Here is a 21,928-nt window from a genome sequence, read left to right as displayed (position 1 = left end):
CTTCGTGACCGGAGAGGAAGAGATCTCGGGTTCGCTCCCCGTCCGGCCACCCGATTGACATGCCGACAGCACCACGACGGAAAGGACGGCAACGCCGACGGCCACTGAGCTCTTCCGCATCAATTCAGACGCTTTCTTCGCTGGAGAAGCTCCGAACGGGATGCGCCCCGAGAAAGGGGCGCATCGTCGCGTTCAGTTCGGGCAGGCGGAGTTCGAGCCGAAGCAGTGCGAACTCGCCGTGTTGTCGTTGGGTACCTGATTGATCTGTTCACCCGGGGGAATGGCGGTGAGGTTACCGGTGTAACCGGAGTACTGGTAGAAGTACACCAAGGTGTCAGGGTCCATGTTCTTCACCGAGGACATGGTGTTGTCGATGAGGGTGCTGGTGCCGTAGTACGTGCTGCCGTTGTAGTTGGGCTTGCTGTAGAGCGTGTCGTACAGGCCGCCGCTGTAGTTCGCGAGTCTGTAGATGCACACCTCGCCACCACCCGAGGACTCACACACACCGTTGTAACTGCCGGCGAAGGCGGTGCCGCTGAATCCCAGAACCAGCGCCGCGCTCGCCAGCCCCACGAGGGCTTTCTTCCTTGCGCTCATCCACTCACCAATCCTGTCCTCATACCCACTGAAGTCGGCAGGGCGCTGGAATGAGCGCACAACGAATCCCCGACCCCATGGGGTGAACTTGGTTCGGCCCATGCGCCGGAGTGATCCTAGGGGGTCACACAAGTACAGGAGGGATCAATTTCGGTCATTCGCAAGCAGCATCCGGATGCCCTCCGAACGTCAGAGGGCGCCCCGGCCATGGACCGGGACGCCCCCTCGAACTGCTCGCCGCCAGTGCTGCGGCCGGAAAGGTTTGCCGGGAAGCTCACGGCGTCCGGTGCTGGGGGCACCTCCCACGCCCTTCAGGCAGTGGGGGAACATCGCAAGGCGGAGCATTGCCCACGTACGGGATGTACTCGGGTGATGCGACAACGCGGCGTGGGGGTACCCCCGGCCGAAGGCTGGGGGAGTGCCGTGCCGGGCGCCGCGAGCCGGTGAACCTCTCCGGTCACCGCACTAGCTCGGGTTGGTCTCGATCACACCGACCCGGTCCGCCGCCGTCTTGCCGAGCAGGGCCTTGTGCATAGCACCGATGACGTCCTCGGGCGTCACGGGGGTCTTCTTGCCGTTGCCCCGGGTGATCAGCACGCTGTCGTAGGCGCCGCCGTACAGCTCCTTCAGCGCGGCCTTGTCGTAGTACTCGACCAGCTTGTTGCCGACCGGCTTGACGGCGAGGAACCTCCACAGGGAGTTCTGGGGGCTGAACTTGACCTCCACCCCGCCCGCCTCGATCGCGACAATGCCCGACATCGCCGGCTCCGCGAACTCCTTCATCATCCGGTCGACCTCGGCGTTGGACACTGTCGGCTGCTTGGTGACCGTGGGCAGCTGGGCCGGCGTGGCCGTGCCCGTCTCCACCTGCGTGCGGTACGCCTGCTGGACCAGCCGGGTCGAGCCGCCGACGTCGATGCCCTTGCCCGGCTTGCCGTACACGGCGACGGCCTTGCCGGACTGGAACTTGATGCCGCCCTCGGTCATCGACCCGTCGCCGCCCGAGACGCTCTGCAGGGCGACCTGGAGCTTCTCCTCGTCGACCGGCATCCGCGGCTCGATCACCCGGTGGTTGCCGAACAGCGAGCCGATCACCGACATGGGGTTGTAGTCGCTCGTCGCGGCCGAGCTGGCTGTGGCCTGGGTGTCCAACTGGAGCCCGGCCTGGTCGGGCTTGAGGGTGACGGTCCTGCCCTCGACCGACAGCTTCAGCGGCTGGTTCACCCGGCCGCCGAAGGCGTCGTCGAGCTTCTTGACCGCGTCGTCACGGGTGCCGCCGCCGATGTCGACGCCGAGCACGGTGGTGCCCTTGGGCACGTCGGAGTGGTTCATCAGCAGCCCGGCGCCGTAGGCGACACCGGCGACGACGATCACGGCGCCGCAGAGCAGGACGAGCTTGTTGCGGCCCTTCTTCTTGGCCTTGGGCGCGGCGGGGGCCGCGGCGGCGCTCTGCGGGGCCGGCTCGGACAGTCCCGGCGGCATGTGCGCCTGCGGCCCGCTCCAGTCGGCCTCCGGCCCGAACGGCGAGCCGGGACCGGGCTGGATCACGGGCATGCCGCTGGTGACGGTGTTCCCGGAGACGTTGTCCGGCCGGGCGCCGTAACCGGGGGTGCCCGGCTCCGGAACCTGCTGCTGCGGGGTGAGGACCGCGGTGTCGTCGCTCAGACCGCCGCCGGAGCGCGCCGTGTGCGCGCCGTGTGCACCGGCCGGGTGTCCCGCGCCCGCGGCGGGACCCGCGGGTGCGCCGACCCCGGGCGGCCGCAGCGGTCCGTCGCCGGTGACGGGGCCGCCCGTCGGGCCCGTGGGGCCCTGCGGGCCGCCCGGCACACCGGGGGCGCCCGGACCGCCCAGGCCGCCGGTGCCGCTCGGGCCGCCCCGGCCGTCGTGCCCGTTGTCGGAGAAGTACGCAAGGTCCTCGCGGCGCGGCTCGTCGCCGGGGCGGGGGCCGCCGGAGAGCGGGCCCGCGGCCAGCGCCTCGGTGACGTCGAAGGACCCGGTGCCGCCGCCGTGGCCGGGGGCGACGGGGCCGCCGGTGACCCCGGGCAGCCCGGCGCCGTTGGTGGAGCCGGGGCGGGAGCCGTTGGCCGCGCCGGGCACGTTCATGGAGCCGACCACGCCGCCGGGGCGGGCCCCGCCGGAGGAGCCCGGAACGGAGGAGCCGGCGCCCGAGGACCCGGGGACGGAGGTTCCCGGACCGGAGGCGCCGGGGCCCGAACCGTTCGCCGCGGGTGCGCCCGAACCGCCCGGCAGTCCCGCGCCGTTGGTGGAGCCGCCGCCCTGACCGCCTTTGTTCGCCTGGGGCTTGCGGGGCGCGAACCAGTCGCTCGTCACCTTCTCCTCGGCCGGTGCCGCGGGTTCGGCGGGCGGCTCGACGGCGGCCTCGGGCGCCGGGGCGGGCGGCTGCTGGGCCTCGCCGCCGGTGTCCTGGGCGCTGTTCTCGGATCCCTCCGAGGAGACGGGCGTACGCACGACGACCGGCGGGATCGGCCGGGATCCGGGGATGTTGATCCGGATCCGGGTCGTCAGCGTGGTCTCCGTCTTGCGTTCCTCGGGCTGCGTGGCCGAACGGCCCGCGTCCGCACGGTCGTCGGAGACCGCCGGGATTCCGTACGGCGGGGTCCCCGAGGGGTAGGCGGCTCCGCCGCGCCCGTTGGGCCCGGACGACGGAGTGTCAGTTTCACGACTCAAGGCAGGTTCTCCCGATTGGCTCCGCCGCACGTTACGACCTCAGTGCGGGCGGCTCGGCGGCGCGCGCACCACCATACTGGCCACTCCGGGCCCTTATCCCAGGACCGCTGGGTAAACCCCCACCGGACACGCACCGGTCCCACGGGAAGAAGTGGTACGTCACTTGCCAAGTCGGGCGTCGCGGTCGTGCCGTTGCCGCCCCGGCGCAAGGGTGGCGCAGATCACAGCAACGGCCATGCCGCCGAGCAGGAAGAGATAGGAGCCGCTCGCGGCCGCGAAGAAGAAGTCGCCTTCGGGGCGGCCGGCGGTGAGCACGAACACGGTGACCACCCAGCCGGCCGCGCCCGCCACGGCCCCGCCCCGGCTGCGCGCGGCCCGGGCCCCGCCCAGGAACAGCCCGGCGGCGCCCGCGAGCGCGAGCAGCAGCCCGCCGGGGAACCAGGCGGCCTGCACCAGGGCGCCCGCGACCGCGACCACCGCGCCGAGCAGGAAGAGCCCGAGATACGCGGCGGCCCGCCCGGCGGAGGGCGGCTTGAGGGGCTGCGCGAGCATCGGGCCCCCTCCCTCTGAACTCATGACGCCTCCTTCTCGGCCGCGGCGAACAGATCGATCCCGGCGAACAGGTCGGTCTCCCGCTCCCCCTTCCCGGCTCCGGGTTCCCCGCGCACCAGCTCGTAGAACTCGGTGGTGAAGAGCGGCTGGGCGAGCTGGTTGGACAGGGCGAAGTACGGCTCGGCCATCGCGATCTGGGTGGCGTGCGCGGCCATCGCGGCGGTCTTGGCGGCGGCGTACGCGCTGCCGTCGACCGCCGTGGTGACGCGCTCGTCGCCGACGACTCCGGGAACGTCGCCGATCGTCGCCGGCTCGTCGAACGGCAGCCCCGGCAGGTCGTCCTTCAGCCGTGCGAAGGCGGCCTCGGCGACCGGACGCGGGACGCGGTTCCAGTACACCTTGGCGATCCGCCAGGGCTCGCCGAGGTCGGGGCGTACGGCGGGGTCGGCAGCCAGGTCCGCGGCGCGCATCGCGATCCGGTGGGCCTGGATGTGGTCGGGGTGGCCGTAGCCGCCGTTGTCGTCGTAGGTGACGAGGACCTGCGGGCGCACCTCCCGGATCACGGCGACGAGGTGTTCGGCGGCGCTGTCGAGGCCGGCCTGCCACAGGCAGTCCGGGTCGTCGTTGTCGGCGAGCCCCATCATCCCGGAGTCCCGGTACCGCCCGGCCCCGCCGAGCAGCCGGAAGCCCTCGACTCCGAGCTCCCGCATGGCCGCGGCCAGCTCCTGCCTCCGGTACGCCCCGAGCCCGGCCGACCCCTCCAGGTGCCGCAGCTCCTCCGGGATGACCTCGCCCAGCTCCCCGAGCGTGCAGGTCACCAGCGTCACCAGGGCGCCCTCGGCCGCGTACCGCGCCATGGTCGCGCCGTTGTTGATCGACTCGTCGTCGGGATGCGCGTGCACCAGCATCAGCCGCCGAGCGGCCCGTTCCGTCATGGGGCCAACCCTACGAGGGGCCGGTGAGCCGCCCGGCTGCGGCGTCGGCGATCACCGGTGGCAACGTGATCCATTAGACATGTGCACGCCGTAAGTTGGCACCATGTCGACCCAGCCGCAATGCAGTTCTCCCGTCCGGTCGGCCTCCGCGGTACCCGTGCCTCCCCGTCGCCCTGTCGGCATCCTGGTCGCCGTGCTGGTGATCGGCCTCTTGGCCGGCGGAGGCACCGTGGGCGCGGCATGGGGTCTCAGCGGTGACAGCCGGACCAGTGCGTCTGCCCCGGCAGACGACGCACGCGATGCGTGCCGCGCCCTCGATCGACTGGATGAAGCAAAGCTCGAGACCAATGGGTCGGAGTTCGACGTGTCGATGCACCGGCTCGCGGGCGCCAGTGACCTTTCGGCATCGGCAGCCGCGGGCGACCGTCAGTACAAGCCACTCGCGGAAGCCGTCATGCAAGTGATGTTGGGCTATGAGCGGATCCATGACATCGACAAGGAGGGCAAGCAGTCCCTCCAAAAGGCAAGGGGCATCTGCGCCGGCCTCTGACAGCAGCGGGCCGCTGGAACGGGCTGATACGCCGGCTCTGGCTGTGGCCACGCGTGGCGTGAGCGCGATCAGCCTGATTGTTCACCGCCGACGGTATCGGTCCGAGTGCTCACGCATCGGCTGCCGCTGTGCTCTCGTCCTGGTAGCGCGGCAGCCCGTCCGTCGAGATCGTCCAGTCGCCGATGGTGACGTCCTCGCCGTAGACGAAGTCCTTGCGGGTCGCATAGCGGGGGCCGTCCGGGGTGGGGTGGATATCGGTGAAGACGGCGCCTTCGCCGGTGCGCGGGTCGAAGACGGCGTAGACGGGAATGCCGAGCAGCGGATAGTCCCGCGCTTTGCCCACCCAGTCATTGCTCGGGTTCGAACGGGAGACGATCTCGATGGCGGCGATGAGCGTTCGGGGATCGATGGACCCCTCGGTGTCCATGTCCTCTTCGGCGATCACCATCACGTCCGGGCGGCGCATGACGCCTTCGGGCTCGTTCTCCACGTCGGGCTCGCCGGTATGGGCGACGATCTCTTCCGGCATCACCTTTTCCAGGCGCTTCCGGAGCCGCAGTGCGGTCAGCTCGTGGCGGCCGCTGGGCGACATCCTGTCGTGGACGATCCCTTCCCTGGTGATCTCGAATTTGCCCGGCAGCGTGTCGTCCGCGGACTGAACGAAGTCGCGCATGGCCCGGTACAGGTGGGAGCCGCCCTGCTTCGCGTTGTCCGGTACGACGGCCATGGCGCTCGCTCCTCGTCGTCTGTGCCCAGGGGCAAGGATCGTCACGTTCATGCTAGGCGTCCTCCTGGAGATCGGTTCGGCAGTCGCGGCAGCGGCCGGGTTCGGGGGCGCGGAAGGCGCGGTCGCAGCCCGCGCAGGTCTGGAGCGGATGCCGCACGGGCGGAGGGGCGGCCGGGGCGCGGAACGGGAGTGGCGGCGGGAGCTGGGCGGCGAGGCGGTGGGCCAGAACGGCAGCGGGCCGCCGCAGTCCCTCGGGCGGGAGATCGGCGGTCAGGGCATGGCGTACGGCGGCGGGGCCCACTTCACGTTCCAGCCAGGCGGCGACTCCCGGGGCCAGGTGGGCCGTGTCGCAGGCGGAGAGCAGGAGGCGGGAGTCGTGGCGGCGGAGGCCCCCGAGGAGGTCGGAGGCCGCCTTGAGGAGGGCAGGGGCGGGGTACGCGGGGCGCGGGACACCGGGAAGCGGCTTGCGGGGAGCGCGCTTCTCGCGTGCCCGGCCCATCTCGCGCGCCGCCTGCTTCTCACATTGCTCCCGCTTCGGCTCTGTCGTCGCCGGGCGGTGCGGTGCGTCGGGCGCGGTGTGGGGCGCTTCGTCGCGGTGACGGCGGCCTGCGGCCGGCTGGTTGCAGGAGATCGTCCGGGTGACGATACGGCCGCCGGGCACGCGTTCGCGGACGCGGCGCAGGTAACCGTGGGCCTCCAACTCCCGCAGGGCGGCGCCGATACGGGTGGCCCCCTCAGGGAAGCGCGCCGTGAGGGTCTTGATGTCGACGCGGGCGCCCTTCTGCAGCGACTGGAGGTGCACGCCGAGGTCGATGGCGAGCAGCGACAGCTCGCGGTGCTGGGCCAGGTGGTTGCCGATCACCGTGAAGCGCGTGGTGTGGCGGGTGTTGTCGTGGACCAGTCCACCGGTGTGGTGGTCCCGGTTCGGGTCCTTGTCGCCCGCAATACGGAACTGGGCGTGAGAGGGCACGCTAGGGTTCTGGATACCCATCGGGAAGTTGCCTCTTCCTCGGTGGTCAGGCCCTCGCACTGGGATTGCCGTCCCGGCGGGGGCCGTCGCATGTCTGCGGTTGTCGTGCTGGGCTGAGCGTAGAGCCGCCGGGGGCTGTGAAATCCAGCCGCGCCGGGGATGTTCACCCTCCCGAGTGAGCGCGGGCCACGGGCGGGAGGGGTGGGGCTTGGTGGGGGTTCTTTCTCCCTCGTTCCTTTGCTTTCAGCCGTCGGCGGCACCGGAACCCGTGGGCGCGGGTTCCGGTGGCGACAGGCGCAGTTCGGCCCAGATGGTCTTGCGCGGGAAACGCTCCTCGGCCACGCCCCAGCGGTCGGCGAGGGCGTCGCCATCGCCTCCAGCACGGTTCACGTCCGCGACTCGAAGTACATCGAGGGCCCCCGGCTCGCGATGACGCCGGAGTCCTGGACCCGCTTCGTGTCGTACGCCTCAAGGACTGACAGGGCGGAGCGCGCAGCCGGTGACCATTCCAGAACAACTCTGCAGAAATGCCACCCTTTCAGGGAATTGGCGGCATTGCGTCCGATTGGTGATCCTTTTCATGCCCGGTACGCACTCCGAAAGGGATGACATGCGCAAGTTCCTGACCGTCGGGGCCATGGTGGCCGCGACCGCTGCCGCCGCCCTGCTGCCCGCCGGTCCGGCGGCCCCCTCCTCGGCCCCGGCATCGGCCGCGGCGGTCTGCGCGATCGACCACTTCTGCCTCTACGAGTTCTCCAACGGCACCGGCCGCCGCGGCAGCTACGTGAAGGGGACGGACGACGTGAAGCGGCAGAACCTGCCCTCGGCACGCTCGGCATGGAACCGCACCAACGAGTCCTGGTGCGTGTGGAGCAAGGACGACTACATGGGCACCAGGGTGATCATCCAGCCCAACGAGGGGCTCAAGGACCTCCGTGGCGACTTCCGCTCCGCCCTGCCGGCGAGCGCCATCCGCTGCTGAGGCGGACACCCGCCTGTGGTGGGGCAGGTGCCGCCCCACCACCGAGGGCACAGCCCACGGGGACTAGAACTTGAAGTTGCCGATCATCCCCGCGATGTTCGTGGTGAGTTCGCTGATCGTGGGGGCGACCGTGGAGGACGCCAGGTAGAAGCCCAGGAGCATGCACACGACCGCATGGCCGGCCTTGAGGCCCGACTTCTTGATCAGCAAGAAGACGATGATCGCCAGCAGCACCACCGCCGAAATCGAGAGTGCCACGGCGGTTCACCTCCAAAGATCCCAGGACGCGGGGGGTGTCGGGGGTATCGGGGGTCGTCGGACTATGAGGGGCAGATAAATCCACACAGCGGGCAGCAGGTTCATACCCACTATGCGCTAACGATCATAACTATCCGCACGCGCGCATCGGTCGGCGCACGGCCGCACAAGGGGGCGCATGGCCAATATGGTCATGGCATGACGACCGAGCCTGTCTCCTTCCCCCGACGGCACGCGCGGACCCAGCGGTTCACGCTCGGCGCGCCGCGCGCGTTCACCGTGGCTCCCGACGCCTCCCGCGTGGTGTTCCTGCGCTCCGGATCCGGCACCGACCGGGCCAACTCCCTTTGGGTGCTCGATCTTGGCGACGGCGCGGAGCGCATGGCCGCCGACCCGCGCACCCTCCTCGGCGGCGCCTCCGAGCACCTCTCGGCCGAGGAACGGGCCCGCCGCGAACGCAGCCGCGAGGGCGGCGCGGGCATCGTCGGCTACGCCACCGACACCGCCGCGGAGTTGGCGTCTTTCGCCTTGTCAGGGCGGCTTTTCACGGCCGAGTTGCAAGCGGGTACGGCACGCGAACTGCCCGTCCCCGGACCGGTGATCGACCCTCGTCCGTCCCCCGACGGACGGCACGTCGCCTACGTCACCGACGGGACCCTGCGGGTGGTGGGTGCCGAGGGCGACGGCGACCGGGCGCTCGCCGAACCGGAGTCCGAGGGCGTCACCTACGGCCTCGCGGAGTTCATCGCGGCCGAGGAGATGCACCGTTCCCGCGGCTTCTGGTGGGCGCCGGAGTCGGACCGGCTGCTCGTGGCGCGTGTGGACGACACGCCGGTGCGGCGGTGGTGGATCTCCGATCCGGCGCATCCCGGGCGGGAGCCGAGCCGCGTCCCCTACCCGGCCGCCGGCACCCCCAACGCGGACGTACAGTTGTTCGTGTTCGGCCTGGACGGGACCCGCACGGAGGTCCTCTGGGACCGGTCCCGTTACCCGTATCTGGCTCATGTGCACTGGTCAGCGGCAGGGGCGCCACTGCTTCTCGTACAGGCGCGCGACCAGCGCAGCCAGCTGTACCTGGCGGTGGACCCGGAGTCCGGCGCGACCCGTATGGTGCACGCGGACGAAGATCCAGATTGGCTGGATCTTTTCCCCGGAGTGCCGTGCTGGTCCCCCTCCGGGCAGCTCGTGCGACTCGCCGACGAAGGCGGAGCGCGGGTGCTGGCGGTCGGTGAACGACCGCTCACGGGAGCGCAGTTGCACGTGCGGGCCGTGCTGGACGTGTCGGACGACGACGTGCTGGTCTCCGCCTCGGCCGGCGAGGAGGCGGCCGAGCCGGAGACCGGTGAGGTGCACGTCTACCGCGTCAACGAGCTGGGCGTGGAGCGCGTGAGCCAGGAGCCCGGTGTGCACACGGCGGTGCGCGCCGGGGGCGTGGCCGTCCTCGTCTCCGCCACGCTCGACCGGCCGGGCGCCCGGGTGCGGGTGGTGCGCGAGGGCCGGACGGTGGCCACCATCCGCTCCCACGCGGAAGATCCTGGTTTGTCCCCGCGCGTGACCCTCACCCAGGGGGGCGCACGCAGAATCCCGTGCGCCGTGCTTATGCCTACGGACTACCCCCGTGACACTGCCGCCTCCGCCCCCCTGCCCGTCCTCCTCGACCCCTACGGCGGCCCGCACGGCTCCCGCGTGGCGGCCGCGCACAACGCGCACCTCACCTCCCAGTGGTTCGCCGACCAGGGCTTCGCGGTGGTCGTCGCCGACGGCCGCGGCACCCCGGGCCGCTCCCCCGCCTGGGAGAAGGCCGTCCACCACGACTTCACGGTCACCCTCGACGACCAGATCGAGGCCTTGCGGGACCTTGCCAAGACGTATCCGCTCGACCTCAACCGGGTGGCGATCCGCGGCTGGTCCTACGGCGGCTACCTGGCCGCCCTGGCCGTGCTGCGCCGCCCGGACGTCTTCCACGCGGGCATCGCGGGCGCCCCGGTCACCGACTGGCGCCTGTACGACACCCACTACACCGAGCGGTATCTGGGCGACCCGGAGCAGGCTCCCGGGGTGTACGCCCACAGCTCCCTGGTCACCGACGACGGGCTGTCCTCGCCCGCCGAGCCGCACCGGCCGCTGATGATCGTGCACGGTCTGGCCGACGACAACGTGGTGGTCGCCCACGCCCTGCGGCTGTCCTCCGCCCTGCTCGCCGACGGGCGCCCGCACGAGGTGCTGCCGCTGTCCGGGGTCACCCACATGACTCCGCAGGAGCAGGTCGCCGAGAACCTGCTGCTGCTCCAGGTGGACTTCCTCAAGCGTTCCCTCGGGCTCGGCTGAGCGCCGGCGGGACACCGCACACGGGCCTGGGGCCGGGGGCACGCGACACGCCGCCCCGGCCCCGTCCCGGGCCGTGAGGGGCGTCCGCGCGCCGAAGCGGTCACGGTGCCCTGGTGCCGCTGCCCTGTCCCCCGGTGTCCCGCTCCTCCGGCGGCACCACCTGGAGCTCCGCCGCGTAGTGGCACGCCGAGGGGTGCACCGCCGGCCCGGTGTCGTGCCGGAACTCCGCGGGCACCGCCAGCTCCGGCACCTCCAGCGTGCAGCGCTCCCGCGCCTTCCAGCAGCGGGTGCGGAAGCGGCAGCCGGAGGGGATGTTCGTCGGGGACGGCACGTCTCCCGAGAGGATGATCCGCTCCCGGCGTTCCCGTGCCCCGGGGTCCGGCACGGGAACGGCGGACAGCAGCGCCTGGGTGTAGGGGTGCGTCGGATGGTCGTAGATCTGCTCGTCGGTGCCGATCTCGACGATCCGCCCGAGGTACATGACCCCCACCCGGTCGGAGATGTGCCGCACGATCGACAGGTCGTGCGCGATGAAGACGTAGGACAGGTCGAACTCGTCCTGAAGCCGCTCCATCAGGTTGATCACCTGGGCCTGCACCGAGACGTCGAGCGCGGAGACCGGCTCGTCGGCGACGATGATCTCGGGACGCAGGGCCAGTCCCCGCGCGATGCCGATGCGCTGGCGCTGGCCGCCGGAGAACTGGTGCGGATAGCGGTTGATGTACTCCGGATTGAGGCCGACCACGTCCAGCAGCTCCCGCACCCTGCGGCGCCGGTCGCCCTTGGGGGCCGCCTCGGGGTGGATCTCGTACGGCTCGCCGATGATGTCGCCCACCGTCATACGGGGGTTGAGCGAGGTGTACGGGTCCTGGAACACCATCTGGATGTTGCGGCGCACCGCCTTCAGCGCCCGGCCGGACAGCCGGGTGATGTCCTCGCCCCGGTAGCGGATCTCGCCCGCGGTGGGCCGCTCCAGGTTGCACAGCATCTTCGCGACCGTGGACTTGCCGCAGCCGGACTCGCCCACGATGCCGAGCGTTTCGCCCCGGGCCAGGGTGAAGTCGACGCCGTCGACCGCCTTGACCGACCCGATCTGCTTCCTGAACAGGACGCCCCGGGTGAGCGGGTAGTGCTTGACGAGCCCGCTGACCTCCAGGATCGGCTCGGCCGTCCGCTCAGCCGTCTGCTCTGCCATCCAGGCACTCCCTCCAGAAGTGGCAGGCGCTCGCGCGGCTTTCGGAGACCTCGTACAGGGGCGGTACGTCCGTGCGGCACACGTCCCGGGCCATGGGGCAGCGCGGGTGGAACGCGCAACCGGGCGGGATCGCCTGGAGGTTGGGCGGCAGGCCCTTGATGGCGTAGAGCTCCCGGCCCTTGTGCCCCAGGCGCGGGATCGAGTCCAGCAGGCCCTTGGTGTACGGGTGGGCGGGCGCCTTGTAGATGTCGTGCACCGGCGCGGACTCCACGATCCGGCCCGCGTACATCACCGCGATCCTGTCGGCGACGTCGGCGACCACGCCCAGGTCGTGGGTGATGAGGACGAGCCCCATGCGGTACTCGCGCCGCAGTTCGGCGAGCAGGTCCATCACCTGGGCCTGGACGGTGACGTCGAGGGCGGTGGTCGGCTCGTCGGCGATGATGAGCGCCGGCTCCAGGGCCAGCGCCATGGCGATCATGATGCGCTGGCGCATACCGCCGGAGAACTGGTGCGGGTAGTCGCCGACACGCTGCCGTGCGGCCGGGATGCGCACCCGGTCCATCAGCTCCACGGCCCTGGCGCGCGCGTCCTTGCGGGACATGCCCCGGTGCACGACGAACATCTCACCGAGCTGGTCGCCGACGGTCAGTACCGGGTTCAGCGCGGACAGCGCGTCCTGGAAGATCATCGCCATCTCGGCGCCCCGGATCCGCCGCCGTTCGTCCTCCTTCAGTTGCAGCAGGTCCCTGCCGCGGAAGAGGATCCGCCCGCCGCTGATCCGGCCGGGCGGCACGTCGAGGATGCCCATGACCGCCTGCGCGGTCACGGACTTGCCGGAGCCGGACTCCCCGAGGACGGCGAGCGTCTCCCCGGAGTCCACCTCGTAGCCGACTCCGTTGACGGCGTGGACGACGCCGTCCCGGGTCCGGAACTCCACGTGCAGATCACGGACTTCGAGCAGCATGGCGCCGTCACCTCAGCTTCGGGTCGAGGGCGTCGCGCACCGCGTCGCCGAGCATGATGAACGCCAGGACCGTGATCGCCAGCGCCCCGGCGGGCCACAGCAGCGCGTGCGGGGCGTTGCGGACGTACGGGGAGGCGGCGGAGATGTCGATGCCCCAGGAGACGCTGGGCGGCTTCAGCCCGACACCGAGGTAGGACAGGGTGGCCTCCAGCGCGATGTACGTGCCGAGCGCGATGGTGGCGACGACGATCACCGGGGCGACGGCGTTGGGCGCGATGTGCCGCAGCAGGATGCGGGAGTTGGAGGCGCCCAGGGCGCGGGCGGCCTGGACGTAGTCGAGCTGTTTGGCGGTGATGACGGAGCCGCGCGCGATCCGGGCGATCTGCGGCCAGCCGAGCAGCACGATGAACCCGACGACCGGCCAGACGGTGTTGCTCGGCACGACGGACAGCAGGACGAGACCGCCGAGGACGACGGGGATGGCGAAGAAGATGTCGGTGGCCCGGGACAGCACGGCGTCTCCGGCGCCGCCGAAGAATCCGGCGATCCCGCCCAGCACCGATCCGAAGAGCGCCACCCCTAGCGTGGCGCACACGCCGACCGTGACGGACGCGCGGGTGCCGTGGACGGTGCGCGTGTAGACGTCGCAGCCCTGGCCGTCGAAGCCGAAGGGATGGCCGGGCGCGGGGCCGTCCTGGGCTCTGGCCAGGTCGCAGGTGAGCGGGTTGCCCGAGGCGATCAGGGACGGCCGGATCGCGATGACGACCAGGAAGCAGATCACCAGCGCGGAGAGGATGAAGACGGGGTTGCGGCGCAGGTCGCGCCAGGCGTCGGACCACAGGGAGCGGGGCTTGCCCTCCGGCCCGCCCGGCGCCCGCTCCAGCGTCGTCGCCTCGCTCGCCGCGAGGTCCATCGCACCGCCCATGCCGGTTCCGGCGATGACGCGCTCGGGCTCCTGCGACTGCTCAGGCATAGCGGATCCTCGGGTCGAGTACGGCGTACAGCAGGTCCACGAGCAGGTTGGCGACCAGGAAGACCAGGACGAGGACCGTCACGAAGCCGACGACGGTCTGGGTGTTCTGCCGCAGGATGCCCTGGTAGAGCTGGTAGCCGACGCCGTGGATGTTGAAGATGCGCTCGGTGACGATGGCGCCGCCCATCAGCGCGCCGATGTCGGTGCCGATGAAGGTGACCACGGGGATCAGGGAGTTGCGCAGCAGGTGCCGGACGACGACCCGGCGCCGGGGCAGTCCCTTGGCGACGGCCGTGCGCACATAGTCCGAGCGCCGGTTCTCGGCGATGGAGGTACGGGTCAGCCGGGTCACGTAGGCGAGGGAGACGGAGGCGAGGACCAGGCCGGGCACGATCAGCTCGCCGAAGGCCGCCGCCGGGGACACCGAGGGTCTGATCCAGCCCCACTGGACGCCGAACAGCAGTTGCAGCAGCAGACCGGTGACGAAGGTGGGGACGGAGATGACGACGAGGGTGAGGACCAGGACCGAGGTGTCCACGGGACGGCCCCGGCGCAGTCCGGTCAGCACGCCCAGGGTGATGCCGACGACGATCTCGAAGAGGATCGCGACGACGGTCAGCCGGATGGTGACGGGGAACGCCGACGCCATCAGCTGTGTGACGGGCTGCCCGTTGAACGCGGTGCCGAAGTCGCCGGTGAACACGTTGCCCATGTAGGTCGCGTACTGCTGCCACAGCGGCTTGTCGAGGCCGAACTCCCGTCTGAGCTGGGCGGCCGTCGCGGTGTCGCAGGCGCGCTCGCCGCACAGTCCGGCGATGGGGTCGCCCATCACGTTCACCATCACGAAGATCAGCAGGGTGGCCCCGAAGAACACCGGGATCATCTGGAGCAGCCGCCTGGCGACATACCGTCCCATGCCGGATCAGCCGACCTTGATCTCGTCGTAGACGGGGACGCTGAACGGGTTGAGCGCCACGTTGTGCAGCCGGTCGGAGTAGCCGGCGCTGCCGTTCTGGTACCACAGCGGGATGGCGGCCATGTTGTCCCGTACGACGCCCTCGGCCTGCTGGAAGAGGCCGATCGCCCGGGGTCTGTCGGTCTCGGCGTTGGCCCGGTCGACGAGGTGGTCGAACCGCTTGTCGGACCACTTGCCGTCGTTGGAGGAGGCGTCCGTGTAGTACAGCGGTTGCAGGAAGTTCTGGATCAGCGGGTAGTCCATCTGCCAGCCGGCCCGGAAGGGTCCGGTCATCCGGTGCCGGCCGATCTGGTTGCGGAAGTCGGCGAAGGTGCCGACCGGGTTGCCGACGCATGCCCTGTCGTTGCCGAGCGCGTTGTTGATGGAGTTGCACACGGCGTCCACCCACTGCCTGTGCGAGCCCGTGTCCGCGTTGTACGTGATCTTCACCTGGCCGCCGGGGAGCCCGCCGCCCTCCTGGACCAGCTTCCTGGCCCCGGCGGGGTCGTAGTCGCAGGCACGGCCGCACAGGCCCGGCTTGAAGCCGCCGGCCGTGCCGAGGACCGGTGAGGTCCAGTCGGTGGCCGGGGTGCGGGTGTTCCGGAAGATGGTCTCGGTGATCTGCTTGCGGTTGATGGCCATGGACAGGCCGGTGCGGACCTTGCGCGCCCCGCCGGTGTTCCACTTCGGGTCGTAGAACGGGAAGGCGAGGGTCTGCAGGATGCCGGCCGGGCTGTTGATGTAGCGGCCGGCCAGGTCGGTCCGCACGTTCTTGAGCTGGCCGGCGGGGATGTCGTCGACGAGGTCGAGGTTGCCGGCCAGCACGTCGGTGTACGCGGTGTTGCTGTCGGTGTAGACCACCAGGGTCACGCCGTCGTTCCGTGCCTTGTCCGGACCGGGGTAGCCGTCCCACTTCCTGAGGGTCATCTGCGCGCCCCTGGTGTACGACTCGATGGTGTACGGGCCGTTGCCCACCGGCTTGTCCAGCCAGGCGGCGTGGTGGGTGAAGAAGGCGCGGGGCAGCGGGGCGAAGGCGGCGTATCCGAGGGTGTCGGGGAAGGTGGAGAACTTCTGGGCGAGGGTGACGGTGAAGGTGCGCGGGCCGGTGACCCTCAGCCCGGAGAGGGTCTCGGCGCTCTGTTTTCCGCTCTCGGGGTGGACCTTGCCGTAGCCCTCGATGTAGCCGAAGAAGTAGGCGTTCTTCTGGTTGTTCCGCAGGCTCGCGCCGTAGTTCCAGGCGTCGACGAAGGACCTGGCGGTGATTGGTTCACCGTTGCTGAACCGCCAGCCGTTCCTGACGGTGATGGTGAAGTGCCGCGAGTCGGTGGTGTCGATGCGCTCGGCGAGCATGTTCTCGGCCTTGGCGGTCTTCGGGTTGTACCGCTTCAGCCCGCGGAAGATCATGTCGAGCACCTTGCCGCCCTGCACCTCGTTGGTGTTGGACGGCTCCAGCGGGTTCTGCGGGTCGCCCCAGGAGGCGGTCAGCGCCTTGGCGCCGACGCCCGCTCCCCCGCCCCCGCAGGCGGCGAGGACGAGCACGGCCCCCACCGCCCCCGCGGCAGCGCGCGCGACTCCACGCATGGGTGCCTCCTCGGGATGCGGTGACCTGAGACATATCAGCACATAAGCCGCATATCACGCGGTCGCCGCACCGGGCACTCCCGCCGGACGGGTGGAAGGGTCCACGGAGGACCGACCGACTACGTCATCGGCGGGGTCCTCGGCATCCTTGGCACGCTCAGGCGAAAGCCGGGTACGGGTCCGTCGCGAGTCGCGCGTGGAGGTGGGTGTCGTCGTACGTGCCCGGCGCGCCCGAGGCGGGCAGAAAACCGCGCAGCACGCCCTCGTACACGAAGCCGCAGCGGTCGGCGACCCGGCAGGAGGCCGTGTTGCCGACGGCGTGCCCCAGATCGATGCGGTGCAGGCCGAGCTGTTCGAAGCCCCAGCGGACGCACAGCTCGACGGCCCGGGTCATCGTGCCGCGGCCGCGCGCCTCGGGCAGGAGCCAGTACCCGACCCCGGCGTGGCCCATGCGGGGCTCTATCTTGTGGAGTTCCACGCTTCCGAGCACCTCTGCGGTGGCCGCGTCGGTGACGCAGTACGGCGCGAACGTGCCCTGTTCGAGTAGCGCGGCGCGTCTGGCGATGAAGGCCAGCGCTCCGGCCTCATCCATGGGCATGGGCTGGGCGCCGGACCAGCGCCGCGACTCGGCGTCGTTCAGGCCCCTCAGCAGGGCCGGCACGTCGTCCTCGCGCCAGGCCCGCAGGCGCAGGCCGAAGCCGTCGAGTTCCGTGTACGGCAGGGCGTTCGCCGCCGCGGTCTCCGTCATGGGGTGCTCCTTGGGAACAGTAGGGAACCGGTCCGCCCAGCGCTGTGCCCGCCCGGCACGCGGACGCCACCCGGCACGCGGACGTCGCCCGGCGTCACGGGTGCTCGCCGGGCGGTCCGGGATCCGTTCCGTCCGGCGCGGCGTCGGCGTGCTCCCCGGCCGGCTCGGGGCGGGCCACGAGCTCCACTTCGAAGCCGTCGGCGTTCTCCAGGTAGGCGGCGTAGTGCCGGGGGCCGCCGGCGTACGGGTGACGGTCGGCGAACATCAGTGTCCAGCCGTGCCGGGACGCTTCGGTGACCAGGGCGTCGAGCCCGTGCCGGGTGGGCACATGGAACGCCAGGTGGTTGAGGCCGGGGCGGAGCCGGTCGTGCCGGTCCCCGCGGAGGGCCGGGGACCGCTCGATCACGAGGTAGGTGTCACCCGACCGCCAGCTCACCCCCGCCGGCCAGTCCTGGTACGGCGACCAGCCGAGCCGTTCGAGGAGCCAGCCCCAGCAGGCGCGGGCGCGCTCCAGGTCGGCCACCCAGAGCTCGATGTGATGCAGTGTCACCCAGTGGCTCCCCTTCTCCGGCGCTCCGTGACGTTGCCCGCCGACCGGGAAACGGCCGGCGCATACGGCTGGTTCCCGGCACCGTCCTGCGGTACCGGGAACCAGTTCGGGGATCAGGCCCTGTGCCTCAGCGGGTCATGCCGCGCCGACGACGTCCTTCTCCTCGGCGAAGTGGCAGGCCGACTCGTGGGCCGCCGGGGAGTCCGAGCCCTTGAAGCGCTCGGGCACGGCGAGCAGCGGGACCTCCTCGGCGCACTTGTCCTGGGCCTTCCAGCAGCGGGTGCGGAAGCGGCAGCCCGAGGGCGGGTTGGCCGGGGACGGCACGTCGCCGGCCAGGATGATCCGCTCCCGGTGCTCGCGGGCCTCGGGGTCCGGCACCGGAACCGCCGACAGCAGCGCCTGGGTGTAGGGGTGCGTCGGGTGCTCGTAGATCTGCTCGTCGCTGCCGATCTCGGCCATCTTGCCGAGGTACATCACGCCCACGCGGTCCGAGATGTGCCGGACGATCGACAGGTCGTGCGCGATGAAGACGTAGGAGAGGTTGAACTCGTCCTGCAGGCGCTCCATCAGGTTGATGACCTGCGCCTGGACTGACACGTCCAGGGCCGAGACCGGCTCGTCGCAGATGATGACCTCGGGGTTGAGCGCGAGGCCGCGGGCGATGCCGATGCGCTGGCGCTGGCCGCCGGAGAACTGGTGCGGATAGCGGTTGATGTACTCCGGGTTGAGGCCGACGACGTCCAGCAGCTCCTGCACCTTGCGGCGCCGGTCGCCCTTGGGGGCCACCTCGGGGTGGATGTCGAAGGGCTCGCCGATGATGTCGCCCACCGTCATACGGGGGTTGAGCGAGGTGTACGGGTCCTGGAACACCATCTGGATGTTGCGGCGCACCGCCTTCAGCGCGCGCCCGGACAGCCGGGTGATGTCCTGGCCCTTGTAGAAGATCTCGCCGGCGGTCGCCTGCTCCAGGTTCATCAGCAGCTTGGCGACGGTGGACTTGCCGCAGCCGGACTCGCCCACGATGCCCAGGGTCTCGCCCTGGTACAGGTCGAAGGAGATGCCGTCGACGGCCTTGACCGCGCCGATCTGCTTCTTGAACAGGATGCCCTGGGTCAGCGGGAAGTGCTTGACCAGGTTGCGGACCTGGAGGATCGGCTCGCCGCGGTCGACGGGCGCGTCGATCGCCGCGACCGCCTCCTCCTCGGAGGCCGCGTCGACGGTGTCCACCTCGGAGACGTTCGGCGTGGCGTCGTCCTGCGGCTCGTGGTCCTTCGCGAGCTTCGTGGGCTCAGCCATGGATCGTCTCCTTCCAGAAGTGGCATGCGGAGCGACGGCCGGGCAGCTCCGTGCCGTCGCGCTCGGTCACCGGCACCAGCGGCGGTGCGTCGGTGCGGCAGATGTCCTGGGCCATGCCGCAGCGCGGGTTGAACGCGCAGCCCGGCGGGATCGCCTGCAGGTTGGGCGGCAGACCCTTGATCGCGTACAGCTCCTGGCCCTTGTGGTCCAGGCGCGGGATCGAGTCCAGCAGGCCCTTGGTGTACGGGTGCGCGGGGCGCTTGTACAGCTCGTGCACCGGCGCGGTCTCGACGATCCGGCCCGCGTACATCACCGCGATCTTGTCGGCGACGTCCGCGACCACACCCAGGTCGTGGGTGATCAGGATCAGACCCATGTTGTACTCGCGCTGAAGCTCCGCGAGCAGGTCCATCACCTGGGCCTGGACGGTCACGTCGAGAGCCGTGGTCGGCTCGTCGGCGATGATCAGGTCCGGCTCCAGGGCGAGCGCCATGGCGATCATGATGCGCTGGCGCATACCGCCGGAGAACTGGTGCGGGTAGTCGCCGACACGCTGGGCGGCGGCCGGGATGCGCACGCGGTCCATCAGCTCGATGGCCTTGGCCTTGGCGTCCTTCTTGGACATGCCCTGGTGCGCCCGGAACATCTCGCCGAGCTGGTAGCCCACCGACAGCACCGGGTTGAGCGAGGACAGCGCGTCCTGGAAGATCATCGCCATCTTGGCGCCGCGCAGCTTGCGCCGCTCGCTCTCCGGCAGGCGCAGGATGTCCTGGCCCTGGAAGAAGATCTCGCCCTTGGCGATCCGTCCGGGCGGGCTGTCCAGAATGCCCATGATCGCCTGCGCGGTGACGGACTTGCCGGAGCCCGACTCACCGAGCACGGCGAGCGTCTCGCCCGCCCTGACGCTGTAGTTGACGCCGTTGACCGCCTTGGTCACGGTGTCACGGACCTTGAACTCCACGTGCAGGTCGCGGACTTCGAGAAGCGGCGCGGTCCCGTCCGCCCCAGTGTTGCCGGGTGCCATCTCCAGGCTGGTCATGCCGTCACCTTCATCGTGCTTGGTCACAGGGGTTCGACTCATGGCGGTGCCTCACCGCAGCTTCGGGTCGAGCGCGTCGCGCAGGCCGTTGCCCAGCAGGATGAAGCCCAGCGCGGTGATGACGATGGCGAGGCTCGGGTACGTCCACATGAAGTCCTTGACGCCCATGAAGCCGCGGCCCGCGGCGATCATGTTGCCCCACTCGGCGACCTCGGGGTCGACGCCGACGCCGAGGTACGACAGCGACGCCTCCGCCACGATCGCGATACCGACGTTGCTGGTGCCGTACACCAGCACCGACGTCAGCGAGTTGGGGAGGATGTGCCTGCGGATGATCCGGCTCTGGCTCGCGCCCAGCGCCTTGGCCGCGTGCACGTAGTCCATCTCGCGCACCGAGAGGATCTGGCTGCGCAGCAGGCGGGCGAAGGTCGCCCAGGTGAAGATGCCGAGCGAGAGCACGACGGGCAGCACGCCGCGGCCCATCAGCAGGATGATGACGATGGCGCCGATGAGCAGCGGGAAGGCGAAGAAGATGTCGGCGACGCGCATGATCACCGTGTCGACCCAGCGGCCGTAGTAACCGGCCAGGGAGCCCAGCAGGATGCCGATGGTGAGGGCCACGAGGATCGAGGCGAGACCCACGACGATGGCGATGCGGCTGCCGTAGATGAGCCGGGAGAGCTGGTCGCGGCCGAGGGCGTCGGTGCCCAGCAGGTGATCGCCGCCCGGGGACTGCAGCGTGTTCATCAGGTTCTGCTTGAGCGGGTCGTACGGCGCGAGCAGCGGGGCGAAGATCGCGACCAGGATGAGGACGACGATGATCGCCAGGCCCACCACGGCCAGCTTGTTGGCGAAGAAGCGGTGCCGGATGTCGGACCACTGGCTGACCCTGGCGACGCTGGGTTCGGCGTCCGGCCGCGCCGGGGCGGGGCCGGCCGCCGTCGGCTCTCCCGTGCCCGAGACGAGTTCGGTCATTGTGTGACTCCTAGAGGAAAACGACCCTGCGGGTCAGGCAAGGCGGATGCGCGGGTCGAGAGCGGCGTACAGCAGGTCGACGATCAGGTTCAGCACGACGAAGACCGCCACGCTGATCGTCACCACCCCGACGATGATGGGGTTGTTGTTCTGCTGGATCGCCTGGATCAGCGCGAGGCCGATGCCGTTCCAGTTGAAGATCGTCTCCGTGATGATGGCGCCGCCGAGCAGCGAGCCGAAGGAGATTCCCAGGTAGGTGATCACCGGGATGACCGAGTTGCGCATGATGTGCCGGGCGAGCACCGTCCGGCGGGGCAGGCCCTTGGCGATGGCCGTCTTGACGTAGTCGGCGCGCAGTACCTCCAGCATCGTGCTGCGCGCGAGCTGGGCCACGAGGGCCGCGTCGATGATGGCGAGGGTCACGGCGGGAAGGACGATGGCGTCGAGACTGTCGCCGGCGATCAGCGGGAACCAGCCCAGCTCGATGACGAAGACGCGCTGCATGATCATGCCGAGCACGATGGACGGCACACCGATGGCCAGGGTCGTGAGGAAGGTCGCCGACACGTCCCAGACGGAGTATCTGCGCATGGCGGCGAGCACGCCGACCGAGATACCGATGACGATGTCGATCACGATGGCTGCGACAGCCAGCTTCGCGGTGTTCCCGAGCTTCGGGACCAGGATCTCGGTCACCGGCCGGCTCTGCGTGTAGTCCGTGCCCAGGTCGCCGGTGACGAGCTTGCCGACGTACGTCCCGTACTGGACGACCAGCGGCTTGTCGAGTCCGTACTGCTTGTGCATCTCCGCGATGACGGCCGGGTCCCGCGCCTTGTCGCTGCCGGCGATCTGACCCACCGGGTCGCCGGGGATCACGAACAGGCAGGCGAACAGAATCATCGTCGCGCCGAGCACGACCACGACGAGCTGGCCCAGCCTGCGGACCACGTACCTTCCCATAACTGCCTCTCTACCTCGCTGCCACTTCCTCAGCAGCTCCCTCGCGCCCCGGAATGTGGGGGGGTGGGGTGGGGGCGGGAGAGGTGGATCACACCCCTCCCG

The 21,928-nt window shown here is 70.4% G+C and carries 22 protein-coding genes and 1 pseudogene; 4 read left to right on the top strand and 19 right to left on the bottom strand.

Translation table 11 applies throughout. The features are described 5' to 3' along the window. Positions 1-192 precede the first annotated feature (192 nt). The 4 genes from ACIQMV_RS05600 to mshB form a co-directional block, all read right to left on the bottom strand. On the bottom strand, positions 193-597 hold the full coding sequence (locus ACIQMV_RS05600) for a peptidase inhibitor family I36 protein (protein WP_172632855.1): 405 nt from the start codon (positions 595-597) through the stop codon (positions 193-195). Between the two features lie 465 nt (positions 598-1,062). After that, positions 1,063-3,285, bottom strand: coding sequence for a hypothetical protein (locus ACIQMV_RS05595; RefSeq protein ID WP_402591374.1), 2,223 nt, complete (start codon positions 3,283-3,285; stop codon positions 1,063-1,065). Positions 3,286-3,444: 159 nt separating this feature from the next. Next, on the bottom strand, positions 3,445-3,861 hold the full coding sequence (locus ACIQMV_RS05590) for a DUF6113 family protein (protein ID WP_141358711.1): 417 nt from the start codon (positions 3,859-3,861) through the stop codon (positions 3,445-3,447). Continuing rightward, complete coding sequence (mshB, locus tag ACIQMV_RS05585; protein WP_402591372.1) at positions 3,858-4,772, bottom strand: N-acetyl-1-D-myo-inositol-2-amino-2-deoxy-alpha-D-glucopyranoside deacetylase; 915 nt, start codon at positions 4,770-4,772, stop codon at positions 3,858-3,860. The genes ACIQMV_RS05590 and mshB overlap by 4 nt, the downstream gene beginning before the upstream one ends. Positions 4,773-4,965: 193 nt before the next feature. Between mshB and ACIQMV_RS05580 the strand changes: the two genes are divergently transcribed. Then, positions 4,966-5,322 carry a hypothetical protein gene (locus tag ACIQMV_RS05580; protein ID WP_402591370.1) on the top strand — a complete coding sequence of 119 codons (357 nt, stop codon included), beginning with the start codon at positions 4,966-4,968 and terminating at the stop codon, positions 5,320-5,322. 109 nt (positions 5,323-5,431) lie between these two features. On the opposite strand, the gene ACIQMV_RS05575 is transcribed toward ACIQMV_RS05580, so the two are convergent. From ACIQMV_RS05575 to ACIQMV_RS05565, 3 genes and pseudogenes are all read right to left on the bottom strand, one after another. Next, the gene (locus ACIQMV_RS05575; protein ID WP_402591368.1) at positions 5,432-6,049 is read right to left on the bottom strand and encodes a Uma2 family endonuclease; all 618 of its coding nucleotides are present in this window, start codon (positions 6,047-6,049) and stop codon (positions 5,432-5,434) included. A 52-nt stretch (positions 6,050-6,101) separates the two neighbouring features. Then, positions 6,102-7,040: a helix-turn-helix domain-containing protein gene (locus tag ACIQMV_RS05570; RefSeq protein ID WP_402591366.1), complete on the bottom strand. Its 939-nt coding sequence runs from the start codon at positions 7,038-7,040 to the stop codon at positions 6,102-6,104. 222 nt (positions 7,041-7,262) lie between these two features. Beyond that, a pseudogene (locus ACIQMV_RS05565) lies at positions 7,263-7,385 on the bottom strand (ATP-binding protein); the annotation flags it as partial. 3 nt (positions 7,386-7,388) lie between these two features. Between ACIQMV_RS05565 and ACIQMV_RS05560 the strand changes: the two are divergent. Beyond that, positions 7,389-7,628, top strand: coding sequence for a DUF397 domain-containing protein (locus tag ACIQMV_RS05560; protein ID WP_402591922.1), 240 nt, complete (start codon positions 7,389-7,391; stop codon positions 7,626-7,628). 1 nt (position 7,629) lies between these two features. Continuing rightward, entirely contained in the window at positions 7,630-8,001 is a 372-nt protein-coding gene (locus ACIQMV_RS05555; protein WP_402591364.1) for a peptidase inhibitor family I36 protein, read from the top strand. A gap of 63 nt (positions 8,002-8,064) precedes the next feature. On the opposite strand, the gene ACIQMV_RS05550 is transcribed toward ACIQMV_RS05555, so the two are convergent. After that, positions 8,065-8,259 (bottom strand): hypothetical protein, encoded by a 195-nt coding sequence (locus tag ACIQMV_RS05550; protein ID WP_030419064.1) that lies wholly within the window; start codon positions 8,257-8,259, stop codon positions 8,065-8,067. Positions 8,260-8,457: 198 nt separating this feature from the next. On the opposite strand from ACIQMV_RS05550, the gene ACIQMV_RS05545 reads away from it, so the two are divergent. Next, positions 8,458-10,587: a prolyl oligopeptidase family serine peptidase gene (locus ACIQMV_RS05545; protein WP_402591362.1), complete on the top strand. Its 2,130-nt coding sequence runs from the start codon at positions 8,458-8,460 to the stop codon at positions 10,585-10,587. A 100-nt stretch (positions 10,588-10,687) separates the two neighbouring features. On the opposite strand, the gene ACIQMV_RS05540 is transcribed toward ACIQMV_RS05545, so the two are convergent. From ACIQMV_RS05540 to ACIQMV_RS05490, 11 genes are all read right to left on the bottom strand, one after another. After that, complete coding sequence (locus ACIQMV_RS05540) at positions 10,688-11,782, bottom strand: ABC transporter ATP-binding protein (protein ID WP_141358723.1); 1,095 nt, start codon at positions 11,780-11,782, stop codon at positions 10,688-10,690. Next, positions 11,763-12,749, bottom strand: a complete 987-nt coding sequence (locus ACIQMV_RS05535) for an ABC transporter ATP-binding protein (protein WP_402591359.1) — start codon at positions 12,747-12,749, stop codon at positions 11,763-11,765. The genes ACIQMV_RS05540 and ACIQMV_RS05535 overlap by 20 nt, the downstream gene beginning before the upstream one ends. Before the next feature lie 7 nt (positions 12,750-12,756). Continuing rightward, a complete protein-coding gene (locus ACIQMV_RS05530) occupies positions 12,757-13,722 on the bottom strand; it encodes an ABC transporter permease (RefSeq protein ID WP_402591357.1) in 966 nt (321 codons plus the stop codon). Continuing rightward, positions 13,715-14,638: an ABC transporter permease gene (locus tag ACIQMV_RS05525; protein WP_141358729.1), complete on the bottom strand. Its 924-nt coding sequence runs from the start codon at positions 14,636-14,638 to the stop codon at positions 13,715-13,717. Before ACIQMV_RS05525 ends, ACIQMV_RS05530 begins: the two co-directional genes overlap by 8 nt. 6 nt (positions 14,639-14,644) lie before the next feature. Next, complete coding sequence (locus tag ACIQMV_RS05520) at positions 14,645-16,258, bottom strand: ABC transporter substrate-binding protein (RefSeq protein ID WP_402591355.1); 1,614 nt, start codon at positions 16,256-16,258, stop codon at positions 14,645-14,647. A 157-nt stretch (positions 16,259-16,415) separates the two neighbouring features. Beyond that, positions 16,416-17,006 carry a GNAT family N-acetyltransferase gene (locus tag ACIQMV_RS05515; RefSeq protein ID WP_402591353.1) on the bottom strand — a complete coding sequence of 197 codons (591 nt, stop codon included), beginning with the start codon at positions 17,004-17,006 and terminating at the stop codon, positions 16,416-16,418. Positions 17,007-17,100: 94 nt separating this feature from the next. Further along, positions 17,101-17,556 (bottom strand): VOC family protein, encoded by a 456-nt coding sequence (locus tag ACIQMV_RS05510; protein WP_216372774.1) that lies wholly within the window; start codon positions 17,554-17,556, stop codon positions 17,101-17,103. 135 nt (positions 17,557-17,691) lie between these two features. Then, a complete protein-coding gene (locus tag ACIQMV_RS05505; protein WP_401773338.1) occupies positions 17,692-18,852 on the bottom strand; it encodes an ABC transporter ATP-binding protein in 1,161 nt (386 codons plus the stop codon). Next, positions 18,845-19,891 carry an ABC transporter ATP-binding protein gene (locus ACIQMV_RS05500; RefSeq protein ID WP_402591350.1) on the bottom strand — a complete coding sequence of 349 codons (1,047 nt, stop codon included), beginning with the start codon at positions 19,889-19,891 and terminating at the stop codon, positions 18,845-18,847. Before ACIQMV_RS05500 ends, ACIQMV_RS05505 begins: the two co-directional genes overlap by 8 nt. A gap of 51 nt (positions 19,892-19,942) precedes the next feature. After that, on the bottom strand, positions 19,943-20,866 hold the full coding sequence (locus tag ACIQMV_RS05495; protein WP_402591348.1) for an ABC transporter permease: 924 nt from the start codon (positions 20,864-20,866) through the stop codon (positions 19,943-19,945). A gap of 33 nt (positions 20,867-20,899) precedes the next feature. Further along, a complete protein-coding gene (locus ACIQMV_RS05490; protein ID WP_253266065.1) occupies positions 20,900-21,826 on the bottom strand; it encodes an ABC transporter permease in 927 nt (308 codons plus the stop codon). Between the last annotated feature and the right edge of the window lie 102 nt (positions 21,827-21,928).

The sequence above is a fragment of the Streptomyces sp. NPDC091412 genome (assembly GCF_044756885.1).
In the GTDB taxonomy this organism is placed as follows: Bacteria; Actinomycetota; Actinomycetes; order Streptomycetales; family Streptomycetaceae; genus Streptomyces.
Note: the sequence above shows the minus strand (reverse complement) of the source record. Positions and strands in the feature narration are given on the sequence as shown.

Coding starts and splice junctions, on each gene's coding strand:
- ACIQMV_RS05600 (WP_172632855.1), bottom strand. CDS start 597: ATGAGCGCAAGGAAGAAAGCCCTCGTGGGGCTGGCGAGCGCGGCGCTG.
- ACIQMV_RS05590 (WP_141358711.1), bottom strand. CDS start 3,861: ATGAGTTCAGAGGGAGGGGGCCCGATGCTCGCGCAGCCCCTCAAGCCG.
- mshB (WP_402591372.1), bottom strand. CDS start 4,772: ATGACGGAACGGGCCGCTCGGCGGCTGATGCTGGTGCACGCGCATCCC.
- ACIQMV_RS05575 (WP_402591368.1), bottom strand. CDS start 6,049: ATGGCCGTCGTACCGGACAACGCGAAGCAGGGCGGCTCCCACCTGTAC.
- ACIQMV_RS05570 (WP_402591366.1), bottom strand. CDS start 7,040: ATGGGTATCCAGAACCCTAGCGTGCCCTCTCACGCCCAGTTCCGTATT.
- ACIQMV_RS05555 (WP_402591364.1), top strand. CDS start 7,630: ATGCGCAAGTTCCTGACCGTCGGGGCCATGGTGGCCGCGACCGCTGCC.
- ACIQMV_RS05545 (WP_402591362.1), top strand. CDS start 8,458: ATGACGACCGAGCCTGTCTCCTTCCCCCGACGGCACGCGCGGACCCAG.
- ACIQMV_RS05540 (WP_141358723.1), bottom strand. CDS start 11,782: ATGGCAGAGCAGACGGCTGAGCGGACGGCCGAGCCGATCCTGGAGGTC.
- ACIQMV_RS05535 (WP_402591359.1), bottom strand. CDS start 12,749: ATGCTGCTCGAAGTCCGTGATCTGCACGTGGAGTTCCGGACCCGGGAC.
- ACIQMV_RS05530 (WP_402591357.1), bottom strand. CDS start 13,722: ATGCCTGAGCAGTCGCAGGAGCCCGAGCGCGTCATCGCCGGAACCGGC.
- ACIQMV_RS05525 (WP_141358729.1), bottom strand. CDS start 14,638: ATGGGACGGTATGTCGCCAGGCGGCTGCTCCAGATGATCCCGGTGTTC.
- ACIQMV_RS05520 (WP_402591355.1), bottom strand. CDS start 16,258: ATGCGTGGAGTCGCGCGCGCTGCCGCGGGGGCGGTGGGGGCCGTGCTC.
- ACIQMV_RS05515 (WP_402591353.1), bottom strand. CDS start 17,006: ATGACGGAGACCGCGGCGGCGAACGCCCTGCCGTACACGGAACTCGAC.
- ACIQMV_RS05505 (WP_401773338.1), bottom strand. CDS start 18,852: ATGGCTGAGCCCACGAAGCTCGCGAAGGACCACGAGCCGCAGGACGAC.
- ACIQMV_RS05500 (WP_402591350.1), bottom strand. CDS start 19,891: ATGACCAGCCTGGAGATGGCACCCGGCAACACTGGGGCGGACGGGACC.
- ACIQMV_RS05495 (WP_402591348.1), bottom strand. CDS start 20,866: ATGACCGAACTCGTCTCGGGCACGGGAGAGCCGACGGCGGCCGGCCCC.
- ACIQMV_RS05490 (WP_253266065.1), bottom strand. CDS start 21,826: ATGGGAAGGTACGTGGTCCGCAGGCTGGGCCAGCTCGTCGTGGTCGTG.